Source organism: Stenotrophomonas sp. P5_A8, from assembly GCF_056400545.1.
Genome location: NZ_JBFULB010000026.1, coordinates 1 through 21,650, shown reverse-complemented (window position 1 = coordinate 21,650; position 21,650 = coordinate 1). Strand labels below are relative to the sequence as shown.

20 protein-coding genes are annotated in these 21,650 nt (G+C 68.8%); 11 read left to right on the top strand and 9 right to left on the bottom strand.

The genetic code is table 11. The features are described from left to right. The first annotated feature begins 243 nt into the window (after nucleotides 1-243). The 8 genes from mnmG to AC1DQP_RS03600 all read left to right on the top strand — a co-directional run bounded on the left by mnmG (nucleotide 244) and on the right by AC1DQP_RS03600 (nucleotide 9,825). Nucleotides 244-2,133 (top strand): tRNA uridine-5-carboxymethylaminomethyl(34) synthesis enzyme MnmG, encoded by a 1,890-nt coding sequence (gene mnmG / locus AC1DQP_RS03635; protein ID WP_457318013.1) that lies wholly within the window; start codon nucleotides 244-246, stop codon nucleotides 2,131-2,133. A 136-nt stretch (nucleotides 2,134-2,269) separates the two neighbouring features. Beyond that, nucleotides 2,270-2,800, top strand: a complete 531-nt coding sequence (locus AC1DQP_RS03630) for a gamma carbonic anhydrase family protein (protein WP_256774810.1) — start codon at nucleotides 2,270-2,272, stop codon at nucleotides 2,798-2,800. A gap of 168 nt (nucleotides 2,801-2,968) precedes the next feature. Further along, the gene (locus tag AC1DQP_RS03625; protein WP_256774811.1) at nucleotides 2,969-3,658 is read left to right on the top strand and encodes an RDD family protein; all 690 of its coding nucleotides are present in this window, start codon (nucleotides 2,969-2,971) and stop codon (nucleotides 3,656-3,658) included. Next, nucleotides 3,655-4,647: a stage II sporulation protein M gene (locus tag AC1DQP_RS03620; protein WP_478051114.1), complete on the top strand. Its 993-nt coding sequence runs from the start codon at nucleotides 3,655-3,657 to the stop codon at nucleotides 4,645-4,647. Before AC1DQP_RS03625 ends, AC1DQP_RS03620 begins: the two co-directional genes overlap by 4 nt. Then, entirely contained in the window at nucleotides 4,637-6,265 is a 1,629-nt protein-coding gene (locus AC1DQP_RS03615; RefSeq protein WP_478051113.1) for a DUF4129 domain-containing protein, read from the top strand. The genes AC1DQP_RS03620 and AC1DQP_RS03615 overlap by 11 nt, the downstream gene beginning before the upstream one ends. Beyond that, a complete protein-coding gene (locus AC1DQP_RS03610) occupies nucleotides 6,262-7,464 on the top strand; it encodes a DUF4350 domain-containing protein (protein ID WP_457318010.1) in 1,203 nt (400 codons plus the stop codon). The genes AC1DQP_RS03615 and AC1DQP_RS03610 overlap by 4 nt, the downstream gene beginning before the upstream one ends. Beyond that, nucleotides 7,461-8,489: an AAA family ATPase gene (locus AC1DQP_RS03605; RefSeq protein WP_457318009.1), complete on the top strand. Its 1,029-nt coding sequence runs from the start codon at nucleotides 7,461-7,463 to the stop codon at nucleotides 8,487-8,489. The genes AC1DQP_RS03610 and AC1DQP_RS03605 overlap by 4 nt, the downstream gene beginning before the upstream one ends. A 37-nt stretch (nucleotides 8,490-8,526) precedes the next feature. Then, a complete protein-coding gene (locus tag AC1DQP_RS03600; RefSeq protein ID WP_457318008.1) occupies nucleotides 8,527-9,825 on the top strand; it encodes a DUF58 domain-containing protein in 1,299 nt (432 codons plus the stop codon). A gap of 33 nt (nucleotides 9,826-9,858) precedes the next feature. Here the strand turns inward: AC1DQP_RS03600 and AC1DQP_RS03595 are convergent, their stop codons facing one another. Together AC1DQP_RS03595 and AC1DQP_RS03590 are read right to left on the bottom strand one after the other, a co-directional pair. Beyond that, nucleotides 9,859-11,037 (bottom strand): glutathionylspermidine synthase family protein, encoded by a 1,179-nt coding sequence (locus AC1DQP_RS03595; RefSeq protein ID WP_457318007.1) that lies wholly within the window; start codon nucleotides 11,035-11,037, stop codon nucleotides 9,859-9,861. A 3-nt stretch (nucleotides 11,038-11,040) separates the two neighbouring features. Continuing rightward, a complete protein-coding gene (locus tag AC1DQP_RS03590) occupies nucleotides 11,041-11,604 on the bottom strand; it encodes a DUF1190 domain-containing protein (RefSeq protein ID WP_256774818.1) in 564 nt (187 codons plus the stop codon). Between the two features lie 225 nt (nucleotides 11,605-11,829). Between AC1DQP_RS03590 and ilvD the strand changes: the two genes are divergently transcribed. Further along, on the top strand, nucleotides 11,830-13,668 hold the full coding sequence (gene ilvD, locus AC1DQP_RS03585) for a dihydroxy-acid dehydratase (RefSeq protein ID WP_457318006.1): 1,839 nt from the start codon (nucleotides 11,830-11,832) through the stop codon (nucleotides 13,666-13,668). A gap of 113 nt (nucleotides 13,669-13,781) precedes the next feature. Here ilvD and dinG read toward each other — a convergent pair whose 3' ends face one another. The 3 genes from dinG to aroE form a co-directional block, all read right to left on the bottom strand. Then, the gene (gene dinG / locus AC1DQP_RS03580; protein WP_478051112.1) at nucleotides 13,782-15,884 is read right to left on the bottom strand and encodes an ATP-dependent DNA helicase DinG; all 2,103 of its coding nucleotides are present in this window, start codon (nucleotides 15,882-15,884) and stop codon (nucleotides 13,782-13,784) included. Nucleotides 15,885-15,991: 107 nt separating this feature from the next. Further along, nucleotides 15,992-16,345 (bottom strand): hypothetical protein, encoded by a 354-nt coding sequence (locus AC1DQP_RS03575; RefSeq protein ID WP_478051111.1) that lies wholly within the window; start codon nucleotides 16,343-16,345, stop codon nucleotides 15,992-15,994. Between the two features lie 4 nt (nucleotides 16,346-16,349). Beyond that, nucleotides 16,350-17,195 carry a shikimate dehydrogenase gene (aroE, locus tag AC1DQP_RS03570; protein ID WP_457318003.1) on the bottom strand — a complete coding sequence of 282 codons (846 nt, stop codon included), beginning with the start codon at nucleotides 17,193-17,195 and terminating at the stop codon, nucleotides 16,350-16,352. 56 nt (nucleotides 17,196-17,251) lie between these two features. Here aroE and AC1DQP_RS03565 point away from each other — a divergent pair, with 56 nt between their 5' ends. Continuing rightward, nucleotides 17,252-18,124, top strand: coding sequence for a TolB family protein (locus AC1DQP_RS03565; RefSeq protein ID WP_457318002.1), 873 nt, complete (start codon nucleotides 17,252-17,254; stop codon nucleotides 18,122-18,124). A 167-nt stretch (nucleotides 18,125-18,291) separates the two neighbouring features. Here the strand turns inward: AC1DQP_RS03565 and AC1DQP_RS03560 are convergent, their stop codons facing one another. From AC1DQP_RS03560 to AC1DQP_RS03545, 4 genes are all read right to left on the bottom strand, one after another. Then, a complete protein-coding gene (locus AC1DQP_RS03560; RefSeq protein WP_256774823.1) occupies nucleotides 18,292-18,564 on the bottom strand; it encodes an SHOCT domain-containing protein in 273 nt (90 codons plus the stop codon). Between the two features lie 31 nt (nucleotides 18,565-18,595). Continuing rightward, nucleotides 18,596-19,585, bottom strand: a complete 990-nt coding sequence (hemB, locus tag AC1DQP_RS03555) for a porphobilinogen synthase (protein WP_457318001.1) — start codon at nucleotides 19,583-19,585, stop codon at nucleotides 18,596-18,598. A gap of 40 nt (nucleotides 19,586-19,625) precedes the next feature. Then, entirely contained in the window at nucleotides 19,626-20,543 is a 918-nt protein-coding gene (locus tag AC1DQP_RS03550; RefSeq protein WP_457318000.1) for a bestrophin family protein, read from the bottom strand. Between the two features lie 139 nt (nucleotides 20,544-20,682). Beyond that, complete coding sequence (locus AC1DQP_RS03545; RefSeq protein WP_256774826.1) at nucleotides 20,683-20,931, bottom strand: hypothetical protein; 249 nt, start codon at nucleotides 20,929-20,931, stop codon at nucleotides 20,683-20,685. 212 nt (nucleotides 20,932-21,143) lie between these two features. Here AC1DQP_RS03545 and AC1DQP_RS03540 point away from each other — a divergent pair, with 212 nt between their 5' ends. Next, nucleotides 21,144-21,602 carry a hypothetical protein gene (locus AC1DQP_RS03540; protein WP_457317999.1) on the top strand — a complete coding sequence of 153 codons (459 nt, stop codon included), beginning with the start codon at nucleotides 21,144-21,146 and terminating at the stop codon, nucleotides 21,600-21,602. The last annotated feature ends 48 nt before the right edge of the window (nucleotides 21,603-21,650 follow it).

The window sequence follows — 21,650 nt, the reverse complement described above, 5'->3', positions numbered from 1 at the left end:
CGACAGTCCCCCGACTGTCGACCCTTCTGCTTCCCCGGGATGCGCATGGACCGGCCCCTGTTCCAATTCCGGTCCGTAGCGCAAAGCGCCTGCCATCCTGGGTGCTATTGGGTTATCTGCAGAAAACGTGCCAACTTGAGGGTTGATTTCGTGCCCCCCGACGAATGGCGCTAAAATCGCCACCCGCGCCCTGACTCCAGGGCTGATCCTGGGCCGCCCGGCCCCGTCCCGAGCTCCTCCGCCATGACTGACTCCTTCTACCGCTACGACGTCATCGTCATCGGCGGCGGCCACGCCGGCACCGAAGCGGCGCTGGCGGCCGCGCGCAGTGGCGCGCGCACCCTGCTGCTGACCCACAACGTGGAAACCATCGGCGCGATGAGCTGCAACCCGGCCATCGGCGGGATCGGCAAGGGCCACCTGGTCAAGGAGATCGACGCCCTGGGCGGAGCGATGGCCCATGCCGCCGACCGCGCCGGCATCCAGTGGCGCACCCTCAATGCGTCCAAGGGTCCGGCGGTGCGCGCCACCCGCTGCCAGGCCGACCGCAACCTGTACCGCATGGCGATCCGGCAGATCGTGGAAGCCCAGCCCAACCTGATCGTGTTCCAGGCGGCGGTGGACGACCTGCTGATCGACGGCGACACCGTGCGCGGCGCGGTCACCCAGACCGGGCTGACCTTCCATGCCGCCGCCGTGGTACTCACCGCCGGCACCTTCCTGGCCGGCAAGATCCACGTCGGCCAGACCCAGTACGCCGCCGGGCGCATGGGCGACCCGCCGGCCACCACGCTGGCCGCACGCCTGCGCGAGCGCCCGTTCGTGATCGACCGCCTCAAGACCGGCACCCCGCCGCGCATCGATGGCCGCTCGCTCGATTACAGCGTGATGGACGAGCAGCCCGGCGATGACCCGCGCCCGGTGATGTCCTACCTGGGCGATGTGTCCGAGCATCCGGCCCAGGTCAGCTGCTGGATCACCCACACCAGCGAGCGCACCCACGAGATCATCCGTGCCGCGCTGCACCGTTCGCCGCTGTACAGCGGCCAGATCGAAGGCATCGGCCCGCGTTACTGCCCGTCCATCGAAGACAAGGTGGTGCGCTTTGCCGAGAAGGCCAGCCACCAGATCTTCGTCGAGCCCGAAGGCCTGGACGTGGTGGAGATCTATCCCAACGGCATCTCCACCTCGCTGCCGTTCGATGTGCAGCTGGCACTGGTGCGCAGCATCGGCGGCTTCGAGAACGCGCACATCACCCGTCCCGGCTATGCGATCGAATACGACTTCTTCGACCCGCGCGGCCTGGACAACACCCTGCAGACCAAGAGCGTGTCCGGGCTGTTCTTCGCCGGCCAGATCAACGGCACCACCGGCTATGAAGAAGCCGCCGCGCAGGGGCTGCTGGCCGGCCTCAACGCCGCGCGCCACGTGCGCGGGGACGCCGGCTGGTGCCCGCGTCGCGACGAGGCCTACCTGGGCGTGCTGGTCGATGACCTCATCACCCACGGCACCACCGAGCCGTACCGCATGTTCACCAGCCGCGCCGAATACCGGCTGCAGCTGCGCGAAGACAATGCCGACGTGCGCCTGACCGGGTTGGGCCGCGAGTTGGGCCTGGTCGACGAGCGCCGCTGGGCGGCCTTCCAGACCAAGCAGGAAGCGGTCGCCCGCGAATCGGCACGCCTGCGCGCGTTGTGGGCCACGCCGGGCAATGCGCTCGGCCGCGAAGTGGAAGCCACCCTGGGCGTAGCGGTCAGCCGCGAAACCAACGTGCTGGATCTGATCAAGCGCCCGGAGCTGGACTACGCCCAGCTCATGCAGGTGCCGTCACTGGGCCCGGCCGTGGCCGACCCGAAGGTGGCCGAGCAGGTCGAGATCGGGGTGAAGTACGCCGGCTACCTGGATCGCCAGCGCGACGAAATCGAGCGCCAGCAGCGCCATGAGAACACCGCCATCGCCAGCGATTTCGACTACGCCGGCGTGCGCGGGTTGTCGGCCGAAGTGCAGCAGAAACTCGAGCGCGTGCGCCCGCAGACCGTCGGCCAGGCCCAGCGCATCCCCGGCATGACCCCGGCAGCGATTTCGCTGCTGCTGGTGCACCTGGAACGCGCGCGCCGCGCCCGCGTCGCGTAAAAGCGTAAAGCCGACCAACGGTCGGCTCTACGCGCTTGGCAGCGCGGGCGTGGCGCCGCGCAGGCCCGCGTTATCATCATGGCATCGGGACGGTGGCGCAGGCGGCCGTCCGCCCCTGCCTTGCCGGAGTTACCGCATGTCCCCCATCCGCCCCTTCCTCGACACGCTGCCGGTCATCGGCGAGCGCTGCTACATCGATCCGGCCTGCACCATCATCGGTGACGTGGTGCTGGGCGATGACGTGTCGGTGTGGCCGGGGACGGTGATCCGCGGCGACGTCAACCATGTGCGGATCGGTGCGCGCAGCAACATCCAGGACGGCACCATCATCCATGTCAGCCACCACAGCCCTTACAACCTGGAAGGCTTCCCCACGTTGATCGGCGAGGGGGTCACGGTTGGCCACGGCACGATCATCCATGCCTGCACCATCGGCGATTACAGCCTGATCGGGATGGGCGCCTGCATCCTCGACGGTGCGCGGGTGGAGCGGCATGGCTTCGTCGGCGCCGGCGCGGTGGTCGGTCCGGGCAAGGTGGTCGGCGAGGGCGAACTGTGGGTGGGCAACCCGGCACGCCTGGTGCGCACCCTCACCGACAAGCAGATCGAATCGCTGCACTACTCGGCCGACCACTACGTGCGGCTCAAGGACAAGTACCTGGGATGATCGCGGCCGCCCCGGTCGCATCCGCCCCTGCGGCCGCGCCGATGCTGGGCATCGGCACGCCTGCACGGTAAAGTCCACAGCCGACCAGGAAGCAGTCGAGAACCGCATGCCCACCCAGGCAGCAGACCGGAGAGGATTCCGGGTCCATCTTTCCCACCGTGCGCGCTCATGAGCGCGACGATGCTGGATACCTACCGTGAAGTGATCACGCCCGAAGGCGTGCCGCTGCACCTGCCCGCCGCCGGCCCGGTGCCGCGTGCGTTGGCCTGGGCGATCGATTTCGCGGTCCGTTTCGGCGCGCTGCTGCTGCTCAGCATTCCACTGGCCTTCCTCGGCGATTTCGGCAAGGGCCTGTACCTGGCGCTGATGTTCCTGCTGATGTGGGCCTACACCATCGTGCAGGAAGCGGTGTGGGGCCGCACGCTGGGCAAGCGTGCGCTCGGTCTGCGCGTAGTGGCACGCGACGGTGCGCCGATCGGCTGGATGGCCGCGATCACCCGCAACCTGCTGCGCACCGTGGACATGCTGCCGTTCGGCTATGCGGTGGGATTGCTGTCGAGCCTGTTCGACGCGCATGGCCGCCGCCTCGGCGACCTGGTCGCCGGCACCGTGGTGGTGCACGACCGCGCCCGCCCGGTGCTGGGCAGCGTGGCCATCGACACCGTGCTGGCCCCGCCCCAACCGCTGCAGCCGGCCGAACAGGCCGCGGTGGTCGCCTTCGCCGAGCGCGCATCGCGCTTGTCCTCGCCGCGCCAGCAGGAACTGGCGGCGATCGTCGCACCGCTCAGTGGCGGTGGCGGGCAGGTCGGGGTGCTGCGTCTGTACGCCATGGCCAATTGGCTGCTGGGGCGCCGATGAGGCAGGAACAGTTCGTCACCCGCTACCAGGGTGAGTGGCAGGCGCTGGAACGCTGGATGGCGCTGCGGGGCGACAACGCACGCGGCGCGCGCGGCCAGGTGGCCGATGATGCACTCAACGACGAAGACATTCCGCAGCGATATCGACGCCTGTGCCAGCAGCTGGCATTGGCGCGCAAGCGCGGTTACAGCCCGCAGCTGGTGGCGCGCCTGCAGGGGCTGATGCAGCAGGGCCACGGCCTGCTCTACCGCACTCCACCACCGCGCTGGCGGCGTGCGCTGGAATTCCTGTTCGCCGATTTCCCGCAGCTGGTGCGCAGCCAGGCGCGCAGCATGTGGGTGGCCACCGCGCTGTTCGTGCTGCCGCTGGTGGGCACGTTCGCGCTGGTGCAGTGGTATCCGGCATTCATCCATCTGCTGATGGGCAACGCCGAGATCGCGGCGATGGAGCGCATGTACGATCCGGCCTCCGCGCACCTTGGGCGCGACAGCGGCACCGACTGGATGATGTTCGGCCACTACATCATGAACAACATCAGCATCGGTCTGCGCACCTTCGCCAGCGGCCTGCTGGCCGGGGTCGGCACGGTGCTGGTGCTGGTGTTCAATGGGCTCACCATCGGCGCGGTGGCCGGCCACCTGCAGCACATCGGCCACGGCGATCCGTTCTGGCGCTTCGTGGTCGGGCACGGCGCGTTCGAGCTGACTGCGATCGTCATCGCCGGCGGTGCGGGCCTGCAGCTGGGCATGAAACTGCTTGCGCCCGGCCGGCGGCGGCGCATCGATGCGCTGGTCGAAGGCGGGGTGATCGGCGCGCGGCTGTGCCTGGGCGTGGCCGCGATGCTGCTGGTGGCCGCCTTCATCGAAGCGTTCTGGTCCTCGATCGCCGCGGTGCCTGCCTGGGGCAAGTACGCCGTCGCCGCGGTGCTGTGGAGCGCGGTGTTTGCCTGGTTGTGGCGCGGTGGACGCGGGAGCGCGCATGCGCATTGACCAGCTCAACGTGGTGCTGCGTGCACGCAGCGGCTGGGAAGCGGTGGAACTGGGCACCGCGCTGGTGCGCCGGCATGCGCGGGCGATCTGGCTGCCGTGGCTGCTGCTGGGCCTGCCGCTGTTTGCGCTGGTCAACGCACTGGCATGGTGGACCGATACGTTCGGCTGGGCGTGGCTGCTGATGTGGTGGCTCACGCCGGTGTTCGACCGGCTGGCGCTGTATGTGATCTCGCGCGGTATCTTCGGCGATGCGCCGAGCGCCTTGCAGACGCTGCGCGCGCAACGCGCGTGGGGCTGGAGCGGCTTCTGGGGCTACCTGGGCTGGCGCCGCTTCAGTCCACTGCGTTCACTGCTGATGCCGGTCAACCTGCTGGAAGGCAACGCGGTTGAACATCGCGGCGCACGCCGTCGCGCCGTGGCCGGTGCGGCGGTCGGCCATGCGATCCTGCTGACGGTGACGTGCATGGCCTTCGAGGTCGCGCTGGTGGTGGGCGGGATCGCGGCGGTGTTCATGTTCGTCCCGTTCGAGCTGCTGTCCGATTCCTGGCGTGCGGCGTGGGCGATGGTCAGCGAGGACACACCGGCCTGGGCCAGGTTCGGCTTCAACCTGCTGTCCTGGCTGGCCATCAGTCTGATCGGGCCGTTCTACGTGGGCGCCGGCTTCGGCCTGTACCTCAACCGGCGCACCGAGATGGAAGCCTGGGACGTGGAGATCGCCTTCCGCCGCCTGCGCGACCGCCTGCAGCAGGCCGCACCGCTGCTGATGCTGGCCCTGGTGCTGGTCTGGCCGACCGGCGGGGTGCAGGCCCAGCAGCGCGACACCCCCGCGTCTGCGACCGCGCAGGGCGGCGAGGAGGAGGACGCAGAGGCAGAGGCAGAAGCAGAAGAAGACGTCGACGACACCCCGCTCACCTACGCCAACGACCCCGGCAATACACCGGCGGCGATCTTCGGCAACGGCGACGTCGACACGGCCGGCTTCCGCCAGGCCGTGCAACGTGCCTATGAAGATCCGCTGCAGAGCCCGACCCGCCAGGTGACCCATTGGGAGCGTACCCAACAGGATCCGGCGAAGAAGGAAAAGAAAAAGGACGACGACAGCGCCGCCAAGCGCGACACGGCTCGCAAGGGACCGCTGCTGCCGGCGCAGATCGCCGAGTGGTTGCTGTGGGGCATGGTCGGTGTGCTGCTCCTGATCCTGGTCGCCACCGCGCCGCGTTGGCTGCGCTGGCTGCGCGGCACCGGCAAGGCCTCGCGCGACACGGTATCGACGGTCGTCGAAGATGACATCACCGTGCCCGATGAAGTCCCTCCGGATGCCGCCGCGCGTGCGCGTGCGCTATGGCAGCAGGGACGTCCGCGCCAAGCGCTGGCGCTGCTGTACCGGGCCAGCGTGGAATCGATGAGCGAACGCGCGCAGACCGCGCTGCCGCCCGGTGCCACCGAGGCGCAGTGCCTGCGCGTGTCGCGGCGCATGCCCGAGGCGGCCGACCGCGCCCTGTTCGAGCGCATCGTGCGGGTCTGGCAGTACGCCGCCTACGCCGGCCGCCTGCCCGATGACGAGGCGTTCGCCACGCTCGCCAGTACGTTGCAGCAGCAGTTCCGGTGGCGCGCATGAGTACGCGCCTGCGCTGGCTGCTGGTGATGCTGGGCGTGCTCGTGCTTGGCGTGCCGCTTACCATCCTGTTCCTGCGTACCCACCACCGGGTGACCGAAACCGAGCAGCTGCCGCCGCAGGGTGAAGCCCGCTACAACCCACTGTATGTGCTGGGCCAGGCGCTGCGCGCCGACGGCATCGAGGTCCATTCGCACCCGCGCGTGGACCTGAAAACCCTGTCGCTCAAGCCGCACGACACCCTGGTGCTGCTGCAGGACACGACCACCCTGCCGCCGCCCACCGCGCGCGCGCTGCTGACGTGGGTGGCGCAGGGCGGCCATCTGATCGTGCGCACACCGCCCAGCACGCCGGCCGATATCGACGGCAACGGGCCATTGCTGGACGCCCTGGGCGTGGACGCCATCGACTACGGCAGCGGCTGCCAGCCCTTCCATGTGCGCGATGACGAACACCATGTGGAATTCTGCCATGGGCGACGCTTCGGCGTGACGCCGCCGGCAGGCATGCGCCTGGAACGCGGCTGGGGCGAAGACGATGCAGACAGTGACGCGTATGGGTGGGTGTTCGCGCGCCTGCGCCACGGCCAGGGCAGCGTGGACGTGCTGGCCGACCTGGACTTCATGAAGGGCATGGGCCGCCCAGCCATGCTCGACAAGCCCGATGCAAAGCAGGGTGAGTACGTCGACGGCCTGCACGACAAGGCGCACCGCGACCTGACCCGCTACCTGCTGGCGCCTCGCTACGGCGAAGGCCGCGTGTGGCTGGTGTACGGCGCGCGACCGCCGTCGCTGTGGAACCGTCTCTTCTACCAGGGCTGGCCGGTATGGGTGCCGCTGCTGCTGGCCCTGCTTGGCTGGCTGTGGCAGCGCGCGCAGCGCATGGGCAGCCTGTTGCCGTCGCCGGCGATCGAGCGCCGCTCGCTGCTGGAACACGTGCGCGCCAGCGGCGAACACCTGCTGCGTTACGGCAAGGCCCCGCTGTTGTACGACGCGGTGCGGCGTTCGTTCCTTGGCCGCCTGCGTCGGCGCGCACCCACCGCCGCCGCGTTGAACGGCGAGGCGCAGGTGCACGCCATCGCCACCCTGCTGCACTGGCCGCATGCCCGCGTCCAGACTGCGTTGAACGCTCCGGCCTCGCAGGACCTGCCCGGTCTGCGCGAGCGCATCCGCCTGCTGATCCAGATGAGAAACCTGCTATGACCGAGCCGACCCCACCGCTGCTGCCACCGCTGTCTCCTGCCGAACCCGCGCCGGCCCCGGCCGGCCTGTCCGGTCCCAGCGTGGTCGAACGCGTCGATGCCGTGCGCGAAGCGGTCGGACGTGCCTTCATCGGCCAGCCCGAGGTGCTGGACCAGATCCTGATCGCGCTGCTGGCCGGTGGCCACGTGCTGATCGAAGGCGTGCCCGGGCTGGGCAAGACCCTGCTGGTGCGTGCCCTGGCCCAGGCGCTGGAGCTGGACTACGGCCGCGTGCAGTTCACCCCCGACCTGATGCCCAGCGATGTCAGCGGGCATGCGGTATACGACCCCAAGTCGGAGAGCTTCAAGATCCGTCGCGGCCCGGTGTTCACCAACCTGCTGCTGGCCGACGAGATCAACCGTGCACCGGCCAAGACCCAGTCGGCGCTGCTGGAAGTGATGCAGGAAGGCCAGGTCACCATCGAAGGCAAGGCGTTCGCGCTGACTCCGCCGTTCCTGGCGCTGGCCACCCAGAACCCGGTCGAACAGGAAGGCACCTACCCGCTGCCCGAAGCGCAGCTGGACCGCTTCCTGCTCAAGGTGCTGATCGACTATCCGTCGGTGGAAGACGAGAAGCGCATGGTCGATGCGATCACCACCGGGCGCAGTGCGGCCGACTTCGATCTGTCCCAGGTGCCGCGCGTGCTGACCGCCGCCGAGGTGGTGGCACTGCAGCAGGCCACCGCGGCGATCACCGTCGACCCGGAAGTAATCGACTACGCGGTGCGGATCGTCGCCGCCACGCGCCACTGGCCGGGCATCGCGCTCGGCGCCGGTCCGCGTGGCAGCATCGCGCTGGTGCGTGCCGCGCGCGCACAGGCGGTACTGGCCGGGCGCGACTTCGTCACCCCCGACGATGTCCGCGACATCGCCAAGCCGGCCTTGCGTCATCGCATCGCACTGGCCCCGGAACTGCAGATCGAAGGACAGAGCGCCGACGACGCACTGGACGCGCTGCTGGCCAAGGTGGAAGCGCCGCGCAAATGAGCCCTGGGCGTAACGCTGATCGCGCGTGGGGCGGCCGATGAGGCCAGCCCCGCTGCTGCTCGCCCTGGTGCTGGCATGGAGCCTGCTTGGCCTGCCGGTGGCCTTCGGGCTGTGGCCACGCTGGAGCTGGGGTGCCATGGGCGCGGCGATCGCGCTGGTGGCGCTCGTCGACCTGCTGCGGCTGCGTCGACAGCCCTCGCCCAGCCTGCAGCGCGAACTGCCCGAGGCCCTGGCCCTGAACGTGGCGCGGCCGGTGACCCTGCGGCTGGAGTCCAGCCTGCGCCAGCGCGTGGACGTGTTCGACCTGGTGCCCGGGCAGTGGACGCTGCAGGGCCTGCCGCGCGCGTTGACGCTCAAGCCGCTGGTCGCCAGCAGTTTTCAGTACAGCCTCACCCCGACCGCGCGCGGGCGCTTCGTGTTCGAGGGCGTGCACCTGCGCGTGCATGCACCGTGGCGGCTGTGGCGGCAGCGCCGCACGTTGCCACCGGCACTGACGGTGCGGGTGTATCCCAACTTCGCACCGCTCACCCGCTTTGCCCTGTTCAGTGCCGAACAGGCCTCGCGGCTGGTCGGCGCGCACCTGAAGCGGCGGCGTGGCGAAGGCACCGATTTCCACCAGATGCGCGAGTACCGCATCGGCGACAGCCTGCGCCAGATCGACTGGAAGGCGACCTCGCGCGCGCGCAAGCTGATCTCGCGCGAATACCAGGACGAAAAGAACCAGCAGTTGATGCTGATGATCGACACCGGTCGCCGGATGATGGCCAGTGAAGGCGGGCTGTCGCACTTCGACCATGTGCTCAATGCGGCGCTGGTGGTGGCCTACCTGGCGCTGCGCCAGGGGGATGGCGTGGGCCTGTTCGCCAGCGGCGGCGATACGCGCTGGGTGGCACCGCAGCGCGGCATGGGCGCCATCGACCGGTTGCTGCGCGCCAGCTACGACCTGCAGGCCACCCCGGTGGCCACCGACTACCTCGCTGCGGCCACCGAGCTGTCGCTGCGGCAGCGGCGCCGCTCGCTGGTGATGCTGGTCACCAACGTGCGCGATGAAGACATTGAAGACCTGCTCGCCGCGGTGCGCCTGCTGCAGCGCCAGCACCTGGTGTGCGTGGCCAGCCTGCGCGAGCGCGAGCTGGATGAGGCGCTCACCCAGGACGTGGAGACGCTGCAGGACGCCACCCAGGCCGGCGCCATCGCGCGCTACCTGCAGCAACGCAGCGACGCGCACGAGGCGCTGCGCAGCCATGGGGTGATGGTGCTGGACGTCACCGCCGATGCGCTGCCGGGCGCGCTGGTGGAGCGGTATCTGGCGGTGAAGCGTGACGGGTTGTTGTAGGCCACGCCCGTGGTCGTGGACCGCCTGGATGGGTCAGACGTAAATGCGCATCGGTGCTTCGTCGATGATCGCGTGCGGCACGAAGCGGGCGCTGTCGCGGGTGATGCGGCTGCTGTCTTCGCGGATGCCCATGCCACAGGCCTGGTCGCCCACCACCCAGCTGCCGACCAGCGGGTAGCCGCCGTCGAAACGGGTGAGCGGATGCGCGGCCTGACGGATCGCCGGACCGGTGTAGGGACCTTCGCTTTCCTGCCAGCTGCCGTCGGCCAGGTGCATGGCAACATTGGCGCCTTCGCGCGAGAACAGCGGCTTGCGCACCCAGCCACGCGGCAGCTCGCTGCCATCGTCGAACTCGGCGGCGAGCAGGTTCGGGTGGCCGCGGTGACGCTGCCACAGCAGCGGCAGCACGCCCTTGTTGCTCAGGATCGCCTTCCACGCCGGTTCCAGCAGCTGCACGCCCGAGGCCGGCAAGGCCTGACCGAACGTCTCGGTCATCAGGTCTTCCAGCGGGTACAGCTTGAACAGGCTGCCGATCACCGTGTCGTCCAACGCAGTGAAGCGGCCGTCTTCGGACAGACCGATATCTTCGATGGCAATCGCCTCGCCGCGCAGCCCGGCCTGGGCGGCGCAGTCGCGCAGGTAGGCGACCGTGCCCTGGTCTTCCTCCGAGCTGCCCACCGCACTGAAATACAGCGGTGGTGGCAACTGCGCGGAGAGCTGCGCAAAACGCTCGACCAGCGCTTCATGGATCGCGTTGAACTGGTCGGCGTGGGGCGGCAAGCGGTTCTGGTTGCGTTGGTCTTCCAGCCATTGCCACTGGAAGAAGGAGGCTTCGAACAGCGAGGTCGGGGTGTCGTAATTGAGCTCGTAGAGCTTGGCCGGGCCGTTGCCGTCGTAGGCGAAATCCAGCCGGCCATACAGATGCGGTTCGCGGCGCCGCCAGCTGTCGGCGATCCAGTCGCGGAACTGCGGCGGGATCGCCAGCTGGTCCATCAACTGCTCGCTGCCGACCACTTCGTCCACCAGCCCCATCGCCATTGCATGCAGCTCGGCGCTGGGGTCTTCGATGTCCTGCTCGATCTGGCGCAGGGTGAAGGCGTAATACGCGCTCTCGTCCCAGTACGGCAGGCCGTCGATGGTGTGGAAGCGGAAGCCGGACTCTTCCGCCCGAGCGCGCCATTGGCTGCGCTCGGCGATACGCACGCGCTGCATCGGTCAGCCGCCGACGCTGCTGCGGCCGCTGCTGGTGCTGCCGAAGCCACCGCGGCTGGCCGTGACGGCACGGTTGGGGGTGGCGTTGACCGGGGCCAGGCCAGCCTTGCCCGCGCCGATGCCACTGGCGGTGTTCAAGCCGCCGCTGCCACCCGGGGCCGGGCGCGCCCAGCCGTTGGCCTTGTCCTGATAGGCCGGGCTGGCGGCCGGCGCCTGCGCCAGGCCGGCGCCACGGTTGCCGAGCATCTGCGACATGAAAAAGCCCATCATCATCGGACCGATGAACGAATGGCCGGTGGAGGTCTTCTGTTCCACGCACTGCTCGGCGCTGTAATCGGCCTGGCAGGCTTCGCGCGAGGCGTACTTGGGGGCGGCATCGGCCGACTGCTTCTGCGCGTTGGCAAAGGCGGTGCGGCAGCTGGACGGATCGCCGGTGGCCTCGGTACAGGCCTGCACCGAGGTGTACAACCCTTCCTGCACCTTGACGGCGTCGTCCTTCTGGCAGGCGGTGAACAGCAGCGGCGCGGCGCTCATCAACAGCAGCGCGGTGGTCCTGGAACGTTTCATGGCGTCATGCCCCCTAATGCGGTTATCCCCTCAATCATGCCTCATCGTCGCGAACAACCAAAACCGGCAAAGCGCGGAAGATGAACGACGTTTCAGCATTCGCCTGGACCGTCTTGGGCGCCGTCGCTGCGGCAGCGGCGAAGGTGGTTGCAAACGCAACCGGAATTTTTCGGCAGAATCGAGGCGAAACGCGCCCCCACGGCCCGCCCGATCCTGCCAGCCACCATGCCTGAATACCGCTCCCGTACGTCCACCGCCGGCCGCAACATGGCCGGCGCCCGCGCCCTGTGGCGCGCCACCGGCATGACCGATGGCGATTTCCACAAGCCGATCATCGCCATCGCCAACTCGTTCACCCAGTTCGTGCCCGGCCACGTGCACCTCAAGGACCTGGGCCAGCTGGTGGCCCGCGAGATCGAGCAGGTCGGCGGCGTCGCAAAAGAGTTCAACACCATCGCGGTGGATGACGGCATCGCCATGGGCCATGACGGCATGCTGTATTCGCTGCCCAGCCGCGAGATCATCGCCGACTCGGTGGAGTACATGGTCAACGCGCACTGCGCCGATGCGCTGGTGTGCATCTCCAACTGCGACAAGATCACCCCGGGCATGYTGATGGCCGCGTTGCGCCTGAACATCCCGGTGGTGTTCGTCTCCGGCGGGCCGATGGAAGCGGGCAAGACGCGGCTGTCCGAGCACAAGCTGGACCTGGTGGATGCGATGGTGATCGCCGCCGATGAAAGCGCCAGCGATGAGAAGGTGGCCGAATACGAGCGCAGCGCCTGCCCCACCTGCGGCTCCTGCTCGGGCATGTTCACCGCCAACTCGATGAACTGCCTGACCGAAGCGCTCGGCCTGTCGCTGCCCGGCAACGGCTCGACCCTGGCCACCCATGCCGACCGCGAGCAGCTGTTCCGCCGCGCCGGGCGCCTGGTCGTGGAGCTGTGCCATCGCTGGTACGGCGGTGAAGACACCAACGCCCTGCCGCGCACCATCGCCAGCATGGCCGCGTTCGAGAACGCGATGACCCTGGACATCGCCATGGGCGGTTCGACCAACACCATCCTGCACCTGCTGGCTGCCGCGCAGGAAGCCGAGGTGGATTTCGACCTGCAGGCCATCGACGCGCTGTCGCGACGCGTGCCGCAGTTGTGCAAGGTCGCGCCGAACACCCCGAAGTACCACATGGAAGACGTGCACCGCGCCGGTGGCGTGTACGGCATCCTCGGTGAACTGGCGCGTGGCGGCCTGCTGCATACCGACGTGCCGACCGTGCACAGCCGCACGCTGGCCGAGGCGATTGCGCGCTGGGATGTCGCGGTGAGCGAGGATGAAAAAGTGCGCGACTTCTTCCGTGCCGGCCCGGCCGGCATCCCCACCCAGATCGCTTTCAGCCAGGCCACACGCTGGCCGACGCTGGACGTGGATCGTGAAGAAGGCTGCATCCGCGCGGTTGCCCATGCCTACTCGGCCGAAGGCGGGCTGGCGGTGCTGCGCGGCAACCTGGCGCCGGATGGCTGCGTGGTGAAAACGGCCGGCGTGGATGAATCCATCCATGTGTTCGAGGGCAATGCGCGCGTGTTCGAGAGCCAGGACGCGGCCGTGGCCGGCATCCTCGCCGACACCGTGGTGGCCGGCGACGTGGTGGTGATCCGCTACGAAGGCCCGCGCGGTGGCCCGGGCATGCAGGAAATGCTGTACCCCACCAGCTACCTGAAATCCAAGGGCCTGGGCAAGCAATGCGCGCTGCTCACCGACGGCCGTTTTTCCGGCGGCACCTCGGGCCTGTCGATCGGCCATGCGTCCCCGGAAGCCGCGTCCGGCGGTGTGATCGGTCTGGTCCGCGAAGGCGACCGTATCCGCATCGATATCCCGGCGCGGCGCATCGATCTGCTGGTCGATGACGCCACGCTGGCCGCGCGCCGCGCCGAGCAGGATGCACTGGGCTGGAAGCCGCGCGAGGCACGCCCGCGCAAGGTCACCGGTGCGTTGAAGGCCTACGCGCTGCTGGCCACCAGTGCCGACAAGGGCGCGGTACGCGACCTGTCCAAGCTGGAAGGCTGACGCGGTAGCGCCACGCCACGCGTGGCTGGATGCCCGGCCAACCCCATCCATCTGCGAAATGCAGCCACGCATGGCGTGGCTCTACCGGGCGTGCGTGGCGCTGCTATGCCGCGTCAGCCGATCACCCGCTTGAACGGCGGTAGTGAATCGATGATGCGCTTGCCGTAACGGCGGGTGAGCAGGCGCGAGTCGAGGATGATCACCCGGCCGGTGTCGGTCGACGTACGGATCAGACGGCCGGAGAACTGGGTCAGCGTGCGCAGCGCGTGCGGGATCGCGATCAGGTTGAACGCATTCAACCCACGGCTTTCGAACCACTCGCTCAAGGTGGAGGTCTGCGGATCGGTCGGCACCGCGAAGGGCACCTGGGTGATCACCACCGTGGTGCAGGCCTCGCCCGGCAGGTCCAGGCCTTCGCCAAACGAGTTCAGCCCGAACAACACCGAGCCCTCCCCGGCCGCGGTGCGCCGCAGGTGCTCGTCGATCATCTTCTGCTTGGCGCTCTCACCCTGCACGAGCACCCGTTTGCGCTGCGCGGCCGGCATCAGCTCGGCCACTTTTTCCATCTTCCAGCGCGAGGTGAACAGCACGATGCTGCCCTTGCCCCAGTCCAGCTCCCGCACCAGGTACTTGGCCACTTCCTTGGGGTGCCCTTCCTTGTCGTCCGGGGTGACCGGGAACGCCGGCACGATCAACTGGGCCTGGTTGGGCAGGTCGAACGGCGAGGACAGCGAGACCAGCTCGGCATCTTCGGGAATGCCGTTGTCAATGGCCAGCGACTGGAAATCGCCGCCGCCGGTGAGCGTGGCCGAGGTCATCACCACCGAATCCACTTCGTCCCACAGCAGCTTGCGCAGCACGTGCGCGGCCGAGATCGGCGAGCCGTGGAGGATGAAATCCCCCTCGCGCGACATCGTCACCCAGCGCGCCATCGGCGGCTGGCCGTCCTTGTCTTCACGGCGCCAGGCGGTCCACAGGTTGTGCTGCTGCTCGATCATTTCCAGCGCCATGCCGAGGTTGCGCTGCAGGCGCTCGCGCGCGGCGTCCTCGGGCTTGCCCTTGGCCACCTGCGCCAGCGCGGCATGGGCCCAGTTGAACAGGCTGCGGGTGTCGTCGGCGATGGCCTCGATATCGGCCATCCAGATCTCCGGCAGGCGCCCGTTCGGGGCGCGCCACATCGGCTCCTGCGCGGACGGGTCCGGGCGCCAGCTGCGGTCGATCACATCGCGGAACGCCTTGAGCTGCTTGCTGACCTTGGCAGCGGCCTCGATGGCTTCGTTGGGCAGCAGGTTGCCCAGCTTGTCCTTGTCCACGGCACGGTAGGACGCGGCGATCAGCACCTGCAGGCGACCGGTGCGCTTGGCCATCTCATCCAGGGCCAGGCTGGCCGCGCCCTGGTCGATGGCCACGCTGCCGATGTGATGGCCTTCGTCGAGCACCAGCAGCATGTCCGAGGGAGCGGCGATCAGCGGCTGGCCGTTGTCGCTCTCACCGATGGACAGCGCCGACAGCAGCAGCGCGTGGTTGGTGACCACGATCTGCGCATCGCGCACGGTGTTGCGCGATCGCAGCACCGCGCACTGCGCCGAGTAGGCGCACTTGCGCCCCGCGCACCCGGAGGCCGGCGTAGTGATGCGCGAGCGCAGCGTGTTGCTGATGGTCTCCGGGGCGTTGTCGAGGTCGCCGTTCCAGCGGCCTTCGAGAAATTCCTTGCTCAGCTTCTGCGCCAGGTCCATTTCGATCGGGGCCAGCGGCCGGTCGAACAGCGGCTGCTCATCCTCGAACATGCCTTCCTGCGCCCCCTCGCCATGCGCTTCGGCGGCGTTGCGCGTGCACAGGTAGCGGGTGCGCCCCTTGGCCAGCGCCACGGTCGCCTCGATGCCGGTGGCCTTGAGGAAGTTGGGGATGTCGCGCTCGACCAGCTGCGACTGCAGCGCCACGGTACCGGTGCTGATCACCAGCTTCTTCTTGGTGGCCAGGGCGATGGGGACGCCAGCGGTCAGGTAGCCCAGCGACTTGCCGACGCCGGTGGGCGCCTCGACCACGCCCACGCCGCCGCTGTGCGACAGCGCACGCGAGACCACGCCGATCATCTGGCTCTGCGAACGCCGGGTACTGAAGCCGGGGGTATTGGCCTGCAGCTTGGCGTAGGCATCGCGGATGGCGGCCTTCATCTCATCGTTAAGCGCACGCGGGGCTTCAACTTTTTCGGTCACGCCGGGAGCTACCTGCCTGGATCACGGCAGGTATTTTCTCACGAGCGGAGGGCAGTGACCGGCGCGGATTTCCGCGCCGGTTCAGATCCGGGATGCAGGTCCGATGTTCAGCCGGCGGGGGTCTGGTTTCGCGTGCGCAGCGCGCGGGTCATCGCCCATACCAGCAACACGATGGCCAGCGCGTCGAACAGGCCCAGCACGAAGTGCGCCCCGCCCAGCCACAGCGACAGGTTGCGCACCGAATCGTAGTTGCCCTGCTGCACCAGCCACATCGGCACCACGTTGAGCACCAGCCCGGCCACGGCGATCACCGCCAGCAGCGCCAGCGCCCACAGCGCCACGCTGCGTACCGCCGTGCGGGGGGTGTCGACCACCCAGACCACCGACACCGCCAGGGCGATCAGGATCGGCAGGCGCGTGGCGACCATGCCCAGCACGGACATCATCATCTCAAGGTTCATGCGCTCAGTCCTCGCCGGCCAGCGCATTCTCGCCGCGCAGTTCGGCATACACCGCATCGGTCTGCGGACGCACCGCATGCCACTGCAGGAAGCTCTCGGCGGCCTGTTCGACCAGCATGCCCAGCCCGTCCACCACGTTGCGGCAGCCGGCCGAACGCGCCCACGCAATGAAGGCGATGGCGGCCTCGCCGTAGTTGAGGTCCACCGCCGTGGTCATGCTGTTGACCAGCCCCAGCGGCAGCTTGAACTCGGCGTCGCGGTCGCGCCCGGCCGAGGTGGCGTTGATGATCAGTTCGAAGTCGCCCAGCTCGCGGATGTCTTCCCAGTAACGGGTGATCGCCCGGCCCGGCTCGCCCATGGCGTCGATCAGCGCATCGGCGCGTTCGGGCGTGCGGTTGACCACCACCAGTTCCAGGATCCCGGCATCCAGCAGCGCCGGGGCGACGCTGCGGGCCGACCCGCCAGCACCGATCAGCAGGGTGCGGCGGCCACGCAGGTCCAGCCCATGGCGGTCGGTGAGGTCGCGCACCAGGCCGATGCCATCGGTGGTGTCGCCGTGCCAGCGGTCGCCCTTGCGCAGCAGCGTGTTGACCGCACCGGCCCGGCGCGCACGCGAGGTCAGGGTGGAGCACAGCGCGAAGGCGGCTTCTTTGTGCGGCGCGGTGACGTTGGCGCCTACCCCGCCTTCGGCGGCGAACGCCTCCAGTGCGGCAGCGAAATCCTCCGGGCTGGCCTCGATGGCACGGTAGTCCAGCGCGATGCCTTCCTGGTGGCCGAACGCGGCGTGGATCCGCGGCGACTGCGAGTGCGCGATGGGCTGGCCGAATACGGCGTAATGGTCGGCGGTCATGGGTGTGTGTCTGCTCCGGGCCTAGAATGGAACGCAAACCCCCAACGGACGCGGCTATGCGCACTCCATTGTCACTGCTCGCGCTGTGCGCCAGTTTACTCTCCGCGCCGCAGGCGATGGCACTTTCCGAATTCGGCATCGAGGGCATGGGCGTGGTCTCGACCAAGGCCAACGAGGCCCAGGCCACGATCTCGCCGGACGGCCAGCGGATCGTCTGGGCCAGCGACCGCCCCGGCGGCGCCGGTGGCTGGGACCTGTGGCAGGCGGTGTTGCGCGACGGCCGCTGGCAGGACCCGACGCCGCTGGCGCTCAACACCGGCCGCGATGAGCTCGACCCGTTCTTCAGCCATGACGGCGCCTGGCTGTACTTCGCCTCCAACCGTGACGGCGGGCGCGGCGGTTTCGACCTGTATGCCGTGATGATCCACGCCGATGGCGGTTTCGGACCGATCATGTCGATGCCGCTGATGGTCAACACCGCCGACGACGAGCGCCGTCCGGCCGTACGTCCGGACGGACAGGCGTTGCTGTTCGCCCGCAATGGCACGCACACCCAGGGTGGCTTCGACCTGTACGTGGCGACCGCGCAGGGCCGGGGCTTCAATACGGCCCAGCCGCTGCCGGCGCCGCTCAACAGCGCGGCCGACGAGCTGGGCGGCGACTGGCTGGGCAACGACGGCGCGCTGGCGATCACCCGGGCCACCGCCAGCGGATCGCAGGTGTGGCTGGTGGGCTGTGACTACCGCCAGCCGGCCACGCCGCTGACGCTGTCGTTCAACACGGCCAACGGCCAGACCGGGTCGCCGGTGGTGGACGCCTCCAAGCCGTCGGAAATGACGGTGGCTGGCGCGGCACGCGCACCGCGTGCCGGCGGGCTGGATCTTTATCGGATGAAGACGCCGGCGGCGCCGGGGACGGCCTGCCGCTGAGGGTTCATCGGCGCCGGGGAGGCAGCCACGCATGGCGTGGCTCTACCCCCGGGTCGCGGTTGCCCTGCGGAAACGTGGCCTGGCCCGCCTGCATCAGCCGCAGGAACCCGGTAGAGCCACGCCATGCGTGGCTGCTTTTCCCGGCCGCACCGAACGCGCGGGTGCGCTCAGCGCGATGCCAACAACGCCGCGCGCTGTTGTTCGTACTGCGCTTCGCTGATCTCGCCGTTGTCCTTGCGCTGGTTCAATTCGGCCAACTGCGCCTGCAGTGCCGGTGCCAACTGGCTCTCACGGGCCACGCGGGCGGCGGCCGAGGGCTGCTCCGGCGGCCGCTTGGCGGCACGCAGCACCCCACGGATGATCAGGCCGATCACCACGGCGAAGACGGTGACCCCGGTGCCCCAGGTGAGCCACTGCACCCATCCCATCGTCTGCATCATTGTCGTCCTGTATGCGTGTGGGCGCGTATTGTCAGCGCTGCCGCAGCCAACGCGCCACCTGCGGCGCGAAATAGGTCAGTACGCCATCGGCGCCAGCGCGCTTGAAGCCCATCAGCGACTCCAGCACGCAGGCGCGTTCGTCCAGCCAGCCATTGGCGAAGGCGGCCTTCATCATCGCGTACTCGCCGCTCACCTGGTAGGCGAAGGTCGGCACGCCGAACTGCTGCTTCACCCGGCGAACCAGGTCCAGGTAGGGCATACCCGGCTTGACCATCACCATGTCCGCGCCTTCTTCCAGGTCCAGCGCGATCTCGCGCATGGCCTCATCGCCGTTGGCCGGGTCCATCTGGTAGGTTTTCTTGTCGGCCTTGCCGAGGCTGGCCGAGCTGCCCACGGCATCGCGGAACGGGCCGTAGAACGCCGAAGCGTACTTGGCCGAGTAGGCCATGATGCGCACGTTGACGTGGCCGGCGGCATCCAGCGCGCGGCGGATCGCCCCGATGCGCCCGTCCATCATGTCCGACGGCGAAATGATGTCCACGCCGGCCTCGGCATGCGACAGCGACTGCTTCACCAACGCCTCGACGGTGATGTCGTTGAGCACGTAGCCCTTGTCGTCGATGATGCCGTCCTGGCCGTGGGTGGTGTAGGGGTCCAGCGCCACGTCGGTCATCACGCCCAGCTCGGGGAAGCGCGACTTCAGCGCACGGATCGCCCGCTGCGCCAGGCCGTTGTCGTCCCATGCCGCGGCCGCATCGAGCGACTTGCCGGCCGGGTCGATCACCGGGAACAGGTCGATCACCGGAATGCCCAGTTCCAGCGCTTCCTCGGCCACCTTGAGCAGTTCGTCGATGGACAGCCGCTCCACGCCGGGCATCGAGGCCACCGGCGCGCGGCCGGCCAGATCGTGCACGAACACCGGGTAGATCAGGTCGTCGGTGGTGAGCGTGTTTTCGCGCATCAGGCGGCGCGAGAACTCGTCGTGACGCATGCGGCGGGGGCGGTAGTCGGGATGGGCCATGGGGTTGCTCCGTAACGGAATGCGGTAGGACGCGGCAGGTTTACTGCAGCAGGTAACGATGCGGTTGCAGCGGCGCAGGCAGGGGCGCCACGCCGAGGCTGTCGAGCAGGTCGATTTCGATGGTGCGCACCAGCGCATCCAGCGGCAGGTCGTTGGGCTCCAGCCCGAACGGCTCTTCCATCTCTTCGCCCAGCTGGTCCAGGCCGAAGAAGGCGTAGGCCAACACCGCCGACACCACCGGGGTAGCCCAGCCCAGCGAGCTGGCCAGGCCGAACGGCAACAGCACGCAGAACATCCACGCGCAGCGGTGCAGCAGCAGGGTGTAGGCGAACGGCAACGGCGTGGAGAGGATGCGCTCGCAGCCGGCCTGGATGCTGGACATCGCATGCAGGCGCGTCTCGAACTGGCTGTAGAGAATGGGATCGAGGCGGCCGCCGCGCAGCGGCTCGGCCAGGTCGGCGGCGATCATCGCCAGCAACTGGTCCGGCACGTTGAGGCGTTCGCCCAGGCGCGCGTGGTCTGCATCGCTCACCCAGGGCAGCGCGGCCAGCCCGGCATCGCGACCGCGCAGCTTGGCTGCCAGCGCATGGGCGAAACCGATCCCGAGCCGACAGATGCGCGCGCGGCGCGGCGAATCATCTGACAGCAGCGCCGTGCACAGCCGCGCCAGGCTGCGCGATTCGTAGACCAGCTGGCCCCACAGCTTGCGGCCTTCCCACCAGCGTTCGAAGCAGGCGTTGTTGCGGAAGCTCAGGAAGATCGACAGCACCAGGCCCAGCAGGGTGAACGGGGCCACCGAGACGCGCTCGATGCCCGACGGGTGCCAGACCTCGGCGAAGGCGGCCACGGCGATCGACAGCAGCAGGATCGCCAGCACCTTGGGGGCCACCGCCGGAACGATGGAGCCGCGCAGGATGTACAGCAGTTGCCAGCCGTGGGGACGAGGACGAATGATCATCGAGAGCGGGAGTGGCGCCCGGGCGGGCGTGGGCCGGCGGCAGGCCCGCAGCGGCAGCGGTAAATTGTACGCCGATGCGCGGCGCTGCCCGGTCGCTGCGACCGATGGTCGCAGCCGGTCGTGTCACCGGCGATCGGGCTCAGACGATGCCGCCGCCCAGGCCCAGGCGCACGATCCCCACCACCACCACGATGCCGTTGAGCACCAGCCCGGCCCAGGCCCGGCCGCGCTTGGTGGGGTGGGTGAACAGGATGCCCAGCGCGGCGATGACCGCGCCGACTGCCGCGAACGGGATCAGGAACCAGTTGCCCCAGCCCAGCAGCGGGATCAGGGCCAGGATCATCCACAGCAGTGCCAGGATGCCCCACAACAGACTGATCAACCCCATGCCAGGCTCCTTCGGTGATATTGGCGTCACCATAGCCTAAAACCGGGGCGTAGCTGACGCGTTCATCGGCGCCTGCGGCCGGTCGCGTGGACCGCGGCACGCCGCTCACCTCGACAGTGCTAGCGTGAAGATCACGACGTTGGCACCGATTCAGTGGCCGCCACCGATGATCGCGCCACGGGCCGATGGTCCCTACCGAACAGGGGTGATGCATGAACATCCGATCGATTGCCGTACTTGGCATGCTGCTGGCCCTGGCCGGCTGCGCCAGTACGTCCAAGGTGATGCTGGGCCAGGCGCGCGCGCCGGTGGATCCGGCCAGCGTCCAGATCTATTCGACCCCGCCGGCCGGCTCGGTCGAGATCGCGCAGCTGGAATCGGCCAGCGCGGTGGGATTCGGCACGCAGGGCCAGACCGACGCGGCGGTGATGCGGCTCAAGCGCGAAGCGGCCGCACTCGGCGCCAATGGTGTGATCCTGATGGGCGTAGGGTCCAGCGGCTCGCCGGTGGGCATGTCGGTGGGTGCCGGCAGCTTCGGCTCGCACGTGGGCGGCGGTGTAGGCATCGGCATCCCGACCACCCAGAAGCGGGCGGCCGGCGTGGCGATCTGGGTACCCAACCCGGCGCCACCGGCACGCCTGCCGACGCAGACGATTACGCCGCAGCGATAACGGCAAAACCCGCCGCGGGATCCATTAGGGTAGTGCCGGCCGCGGGCC

What these genes read in the sequence shown, in the direction of transcription:
- mnmG (WP_457318013.1), top strand. Translation starts at nt 244, where the DNA reads ATGACTGACTCCTTCTACCGCTACGACGTCATCGTCATCGGCGGCGGC.
- AC1DQP_RS03630 (WP_256774810.1), top strand. Translation starts at nt 2,270, where the DNA reads ATGTCCCCCATCCGCCCCTTCCTCGACACGCTGCCGGTCATCGGCGAG.
- AC1DQP_RS03625 (WP_256774811.1), top strand. Translation starts at nt 2,969, where the DNA reads ATGAGCGCGACGATGCTGGATACCTACCGTGAAGTGATCACGCCCGAA.
- AC1DQP_RS03620 (WP_478051114.1), top strand. Translation starts at nt 3,655, where the DNA reads ATGAGGCAGGAACAGTTCGTCACCCGCTACCAGGGTGAGTGGCAGGCG.
- AC1DQP_RS03615 (WP_478051113.1), top strand. Translation starts at nt 4,637, where the DNA reads ATGCGCATTGACCAGCTCAACGTGGTGCTGCGTGCACGCAGCGGCTGG.
- AC1DQP_RS03610 (WP_457318010.1), top strand. Translation starts at nt 6,262, where the DNA reads ATGAGTACGCGCCTGCGCTGGCTGCTGGTGATGCTGGGCGTGCTCGTG.
- AC1DQP_RS03605 (WP_457318009.1), top strand. Translation starts at nt 7,461, where the DNA reads ATGACCGAGCCGACCCCACCGCTGCTGCCACCGCTGTCTCCTGCCGAA.
- AC1DQP_RS03600 (WP_457318008.1), top strand. Translation starts at nt 8,527, where the DNA reads ATGAGGCCAGCCCCGCTGCTGCTCGCCCTGGTGCTGGCATGGAGCCTG.
- AC1DQP_RS03595 (WP_457318007.1), bottom strand. Translation starts at nt 11,037, where the DNA reads ATGCAGCGCGTGCGTATCGCCGAGCGCAGCCAATGGCGCGCTCGGGCG.
- AC1DQP_RS03590 (WP_256774818.1), bottom strand. Translation starts at nt 11,604, where the DNA reads ATGAAACGTTCCAGGACCACCGCGCTGCTGTTGATGAGCGCCGCGCCG.
- AC1DQP_RS03575 (WP_478051111.1), bottom strand. Translation starts at nt 16,345, where the DNA reads ATGAACCTTGAGATGATGATGTCCGTGCTGGGCATGGTCGCCACGCGC.
- aroE (WP_457318003.1), bottom strand. Translation starts at nt 17,195, where the DNA reads ATGACCGCCGACCATTACGCCGTATTCGGCCAGCCCATCGCGCACTCG.
- AC1DQP_RS03565 (WP_457318002.1), top strand. Translation starts at nt 17,252, where the DNA reads ATGCGCACTCCATTGTCACTGCTCGCGCTGTGCGCCAGTTTACTCTCC.
- AC1DQP_RS03560 (WP_256774823.1), bottom strand. Translation starts at nt 18,564, where the DNA reads ATGATGCAGACGATGGGATGGGTGCAGTGGCTCACCTGGGGCACCGGG.
- hemB (WP_457318001.1), bottom strand. Translation starts at nt 19,585, where the DNA reads ATGGCCCATCCCGACTACCGCCCCCGCCGCATGCGTCACGACGAGTTC.
- AC1DQP_RS03550 (WP_457318000.1), bottom strand. Translation starts at nt 20,543, where the DNA reads ATGATCATTCGTCCTCGTCCCCACGGCTGGCAACTGCTGTACATCCTG.
- AC1DQP_RS03545 (WP_256774826.1), bottom strand. Translation starts at nt 20,931, where the DNA reads ATGGGGTTGATCAGTCTGTTGTGGGGCATCCTGGCACTGCTGTGGATG.
- AC1DQP_RS03540 (WP_457317999.1), top strand. Translation starts at nt 21,144, where the DNA reads ATGAACATCCGATCGATTGCCGTACTTGGCATGCTGCTGGCCCTGGCC.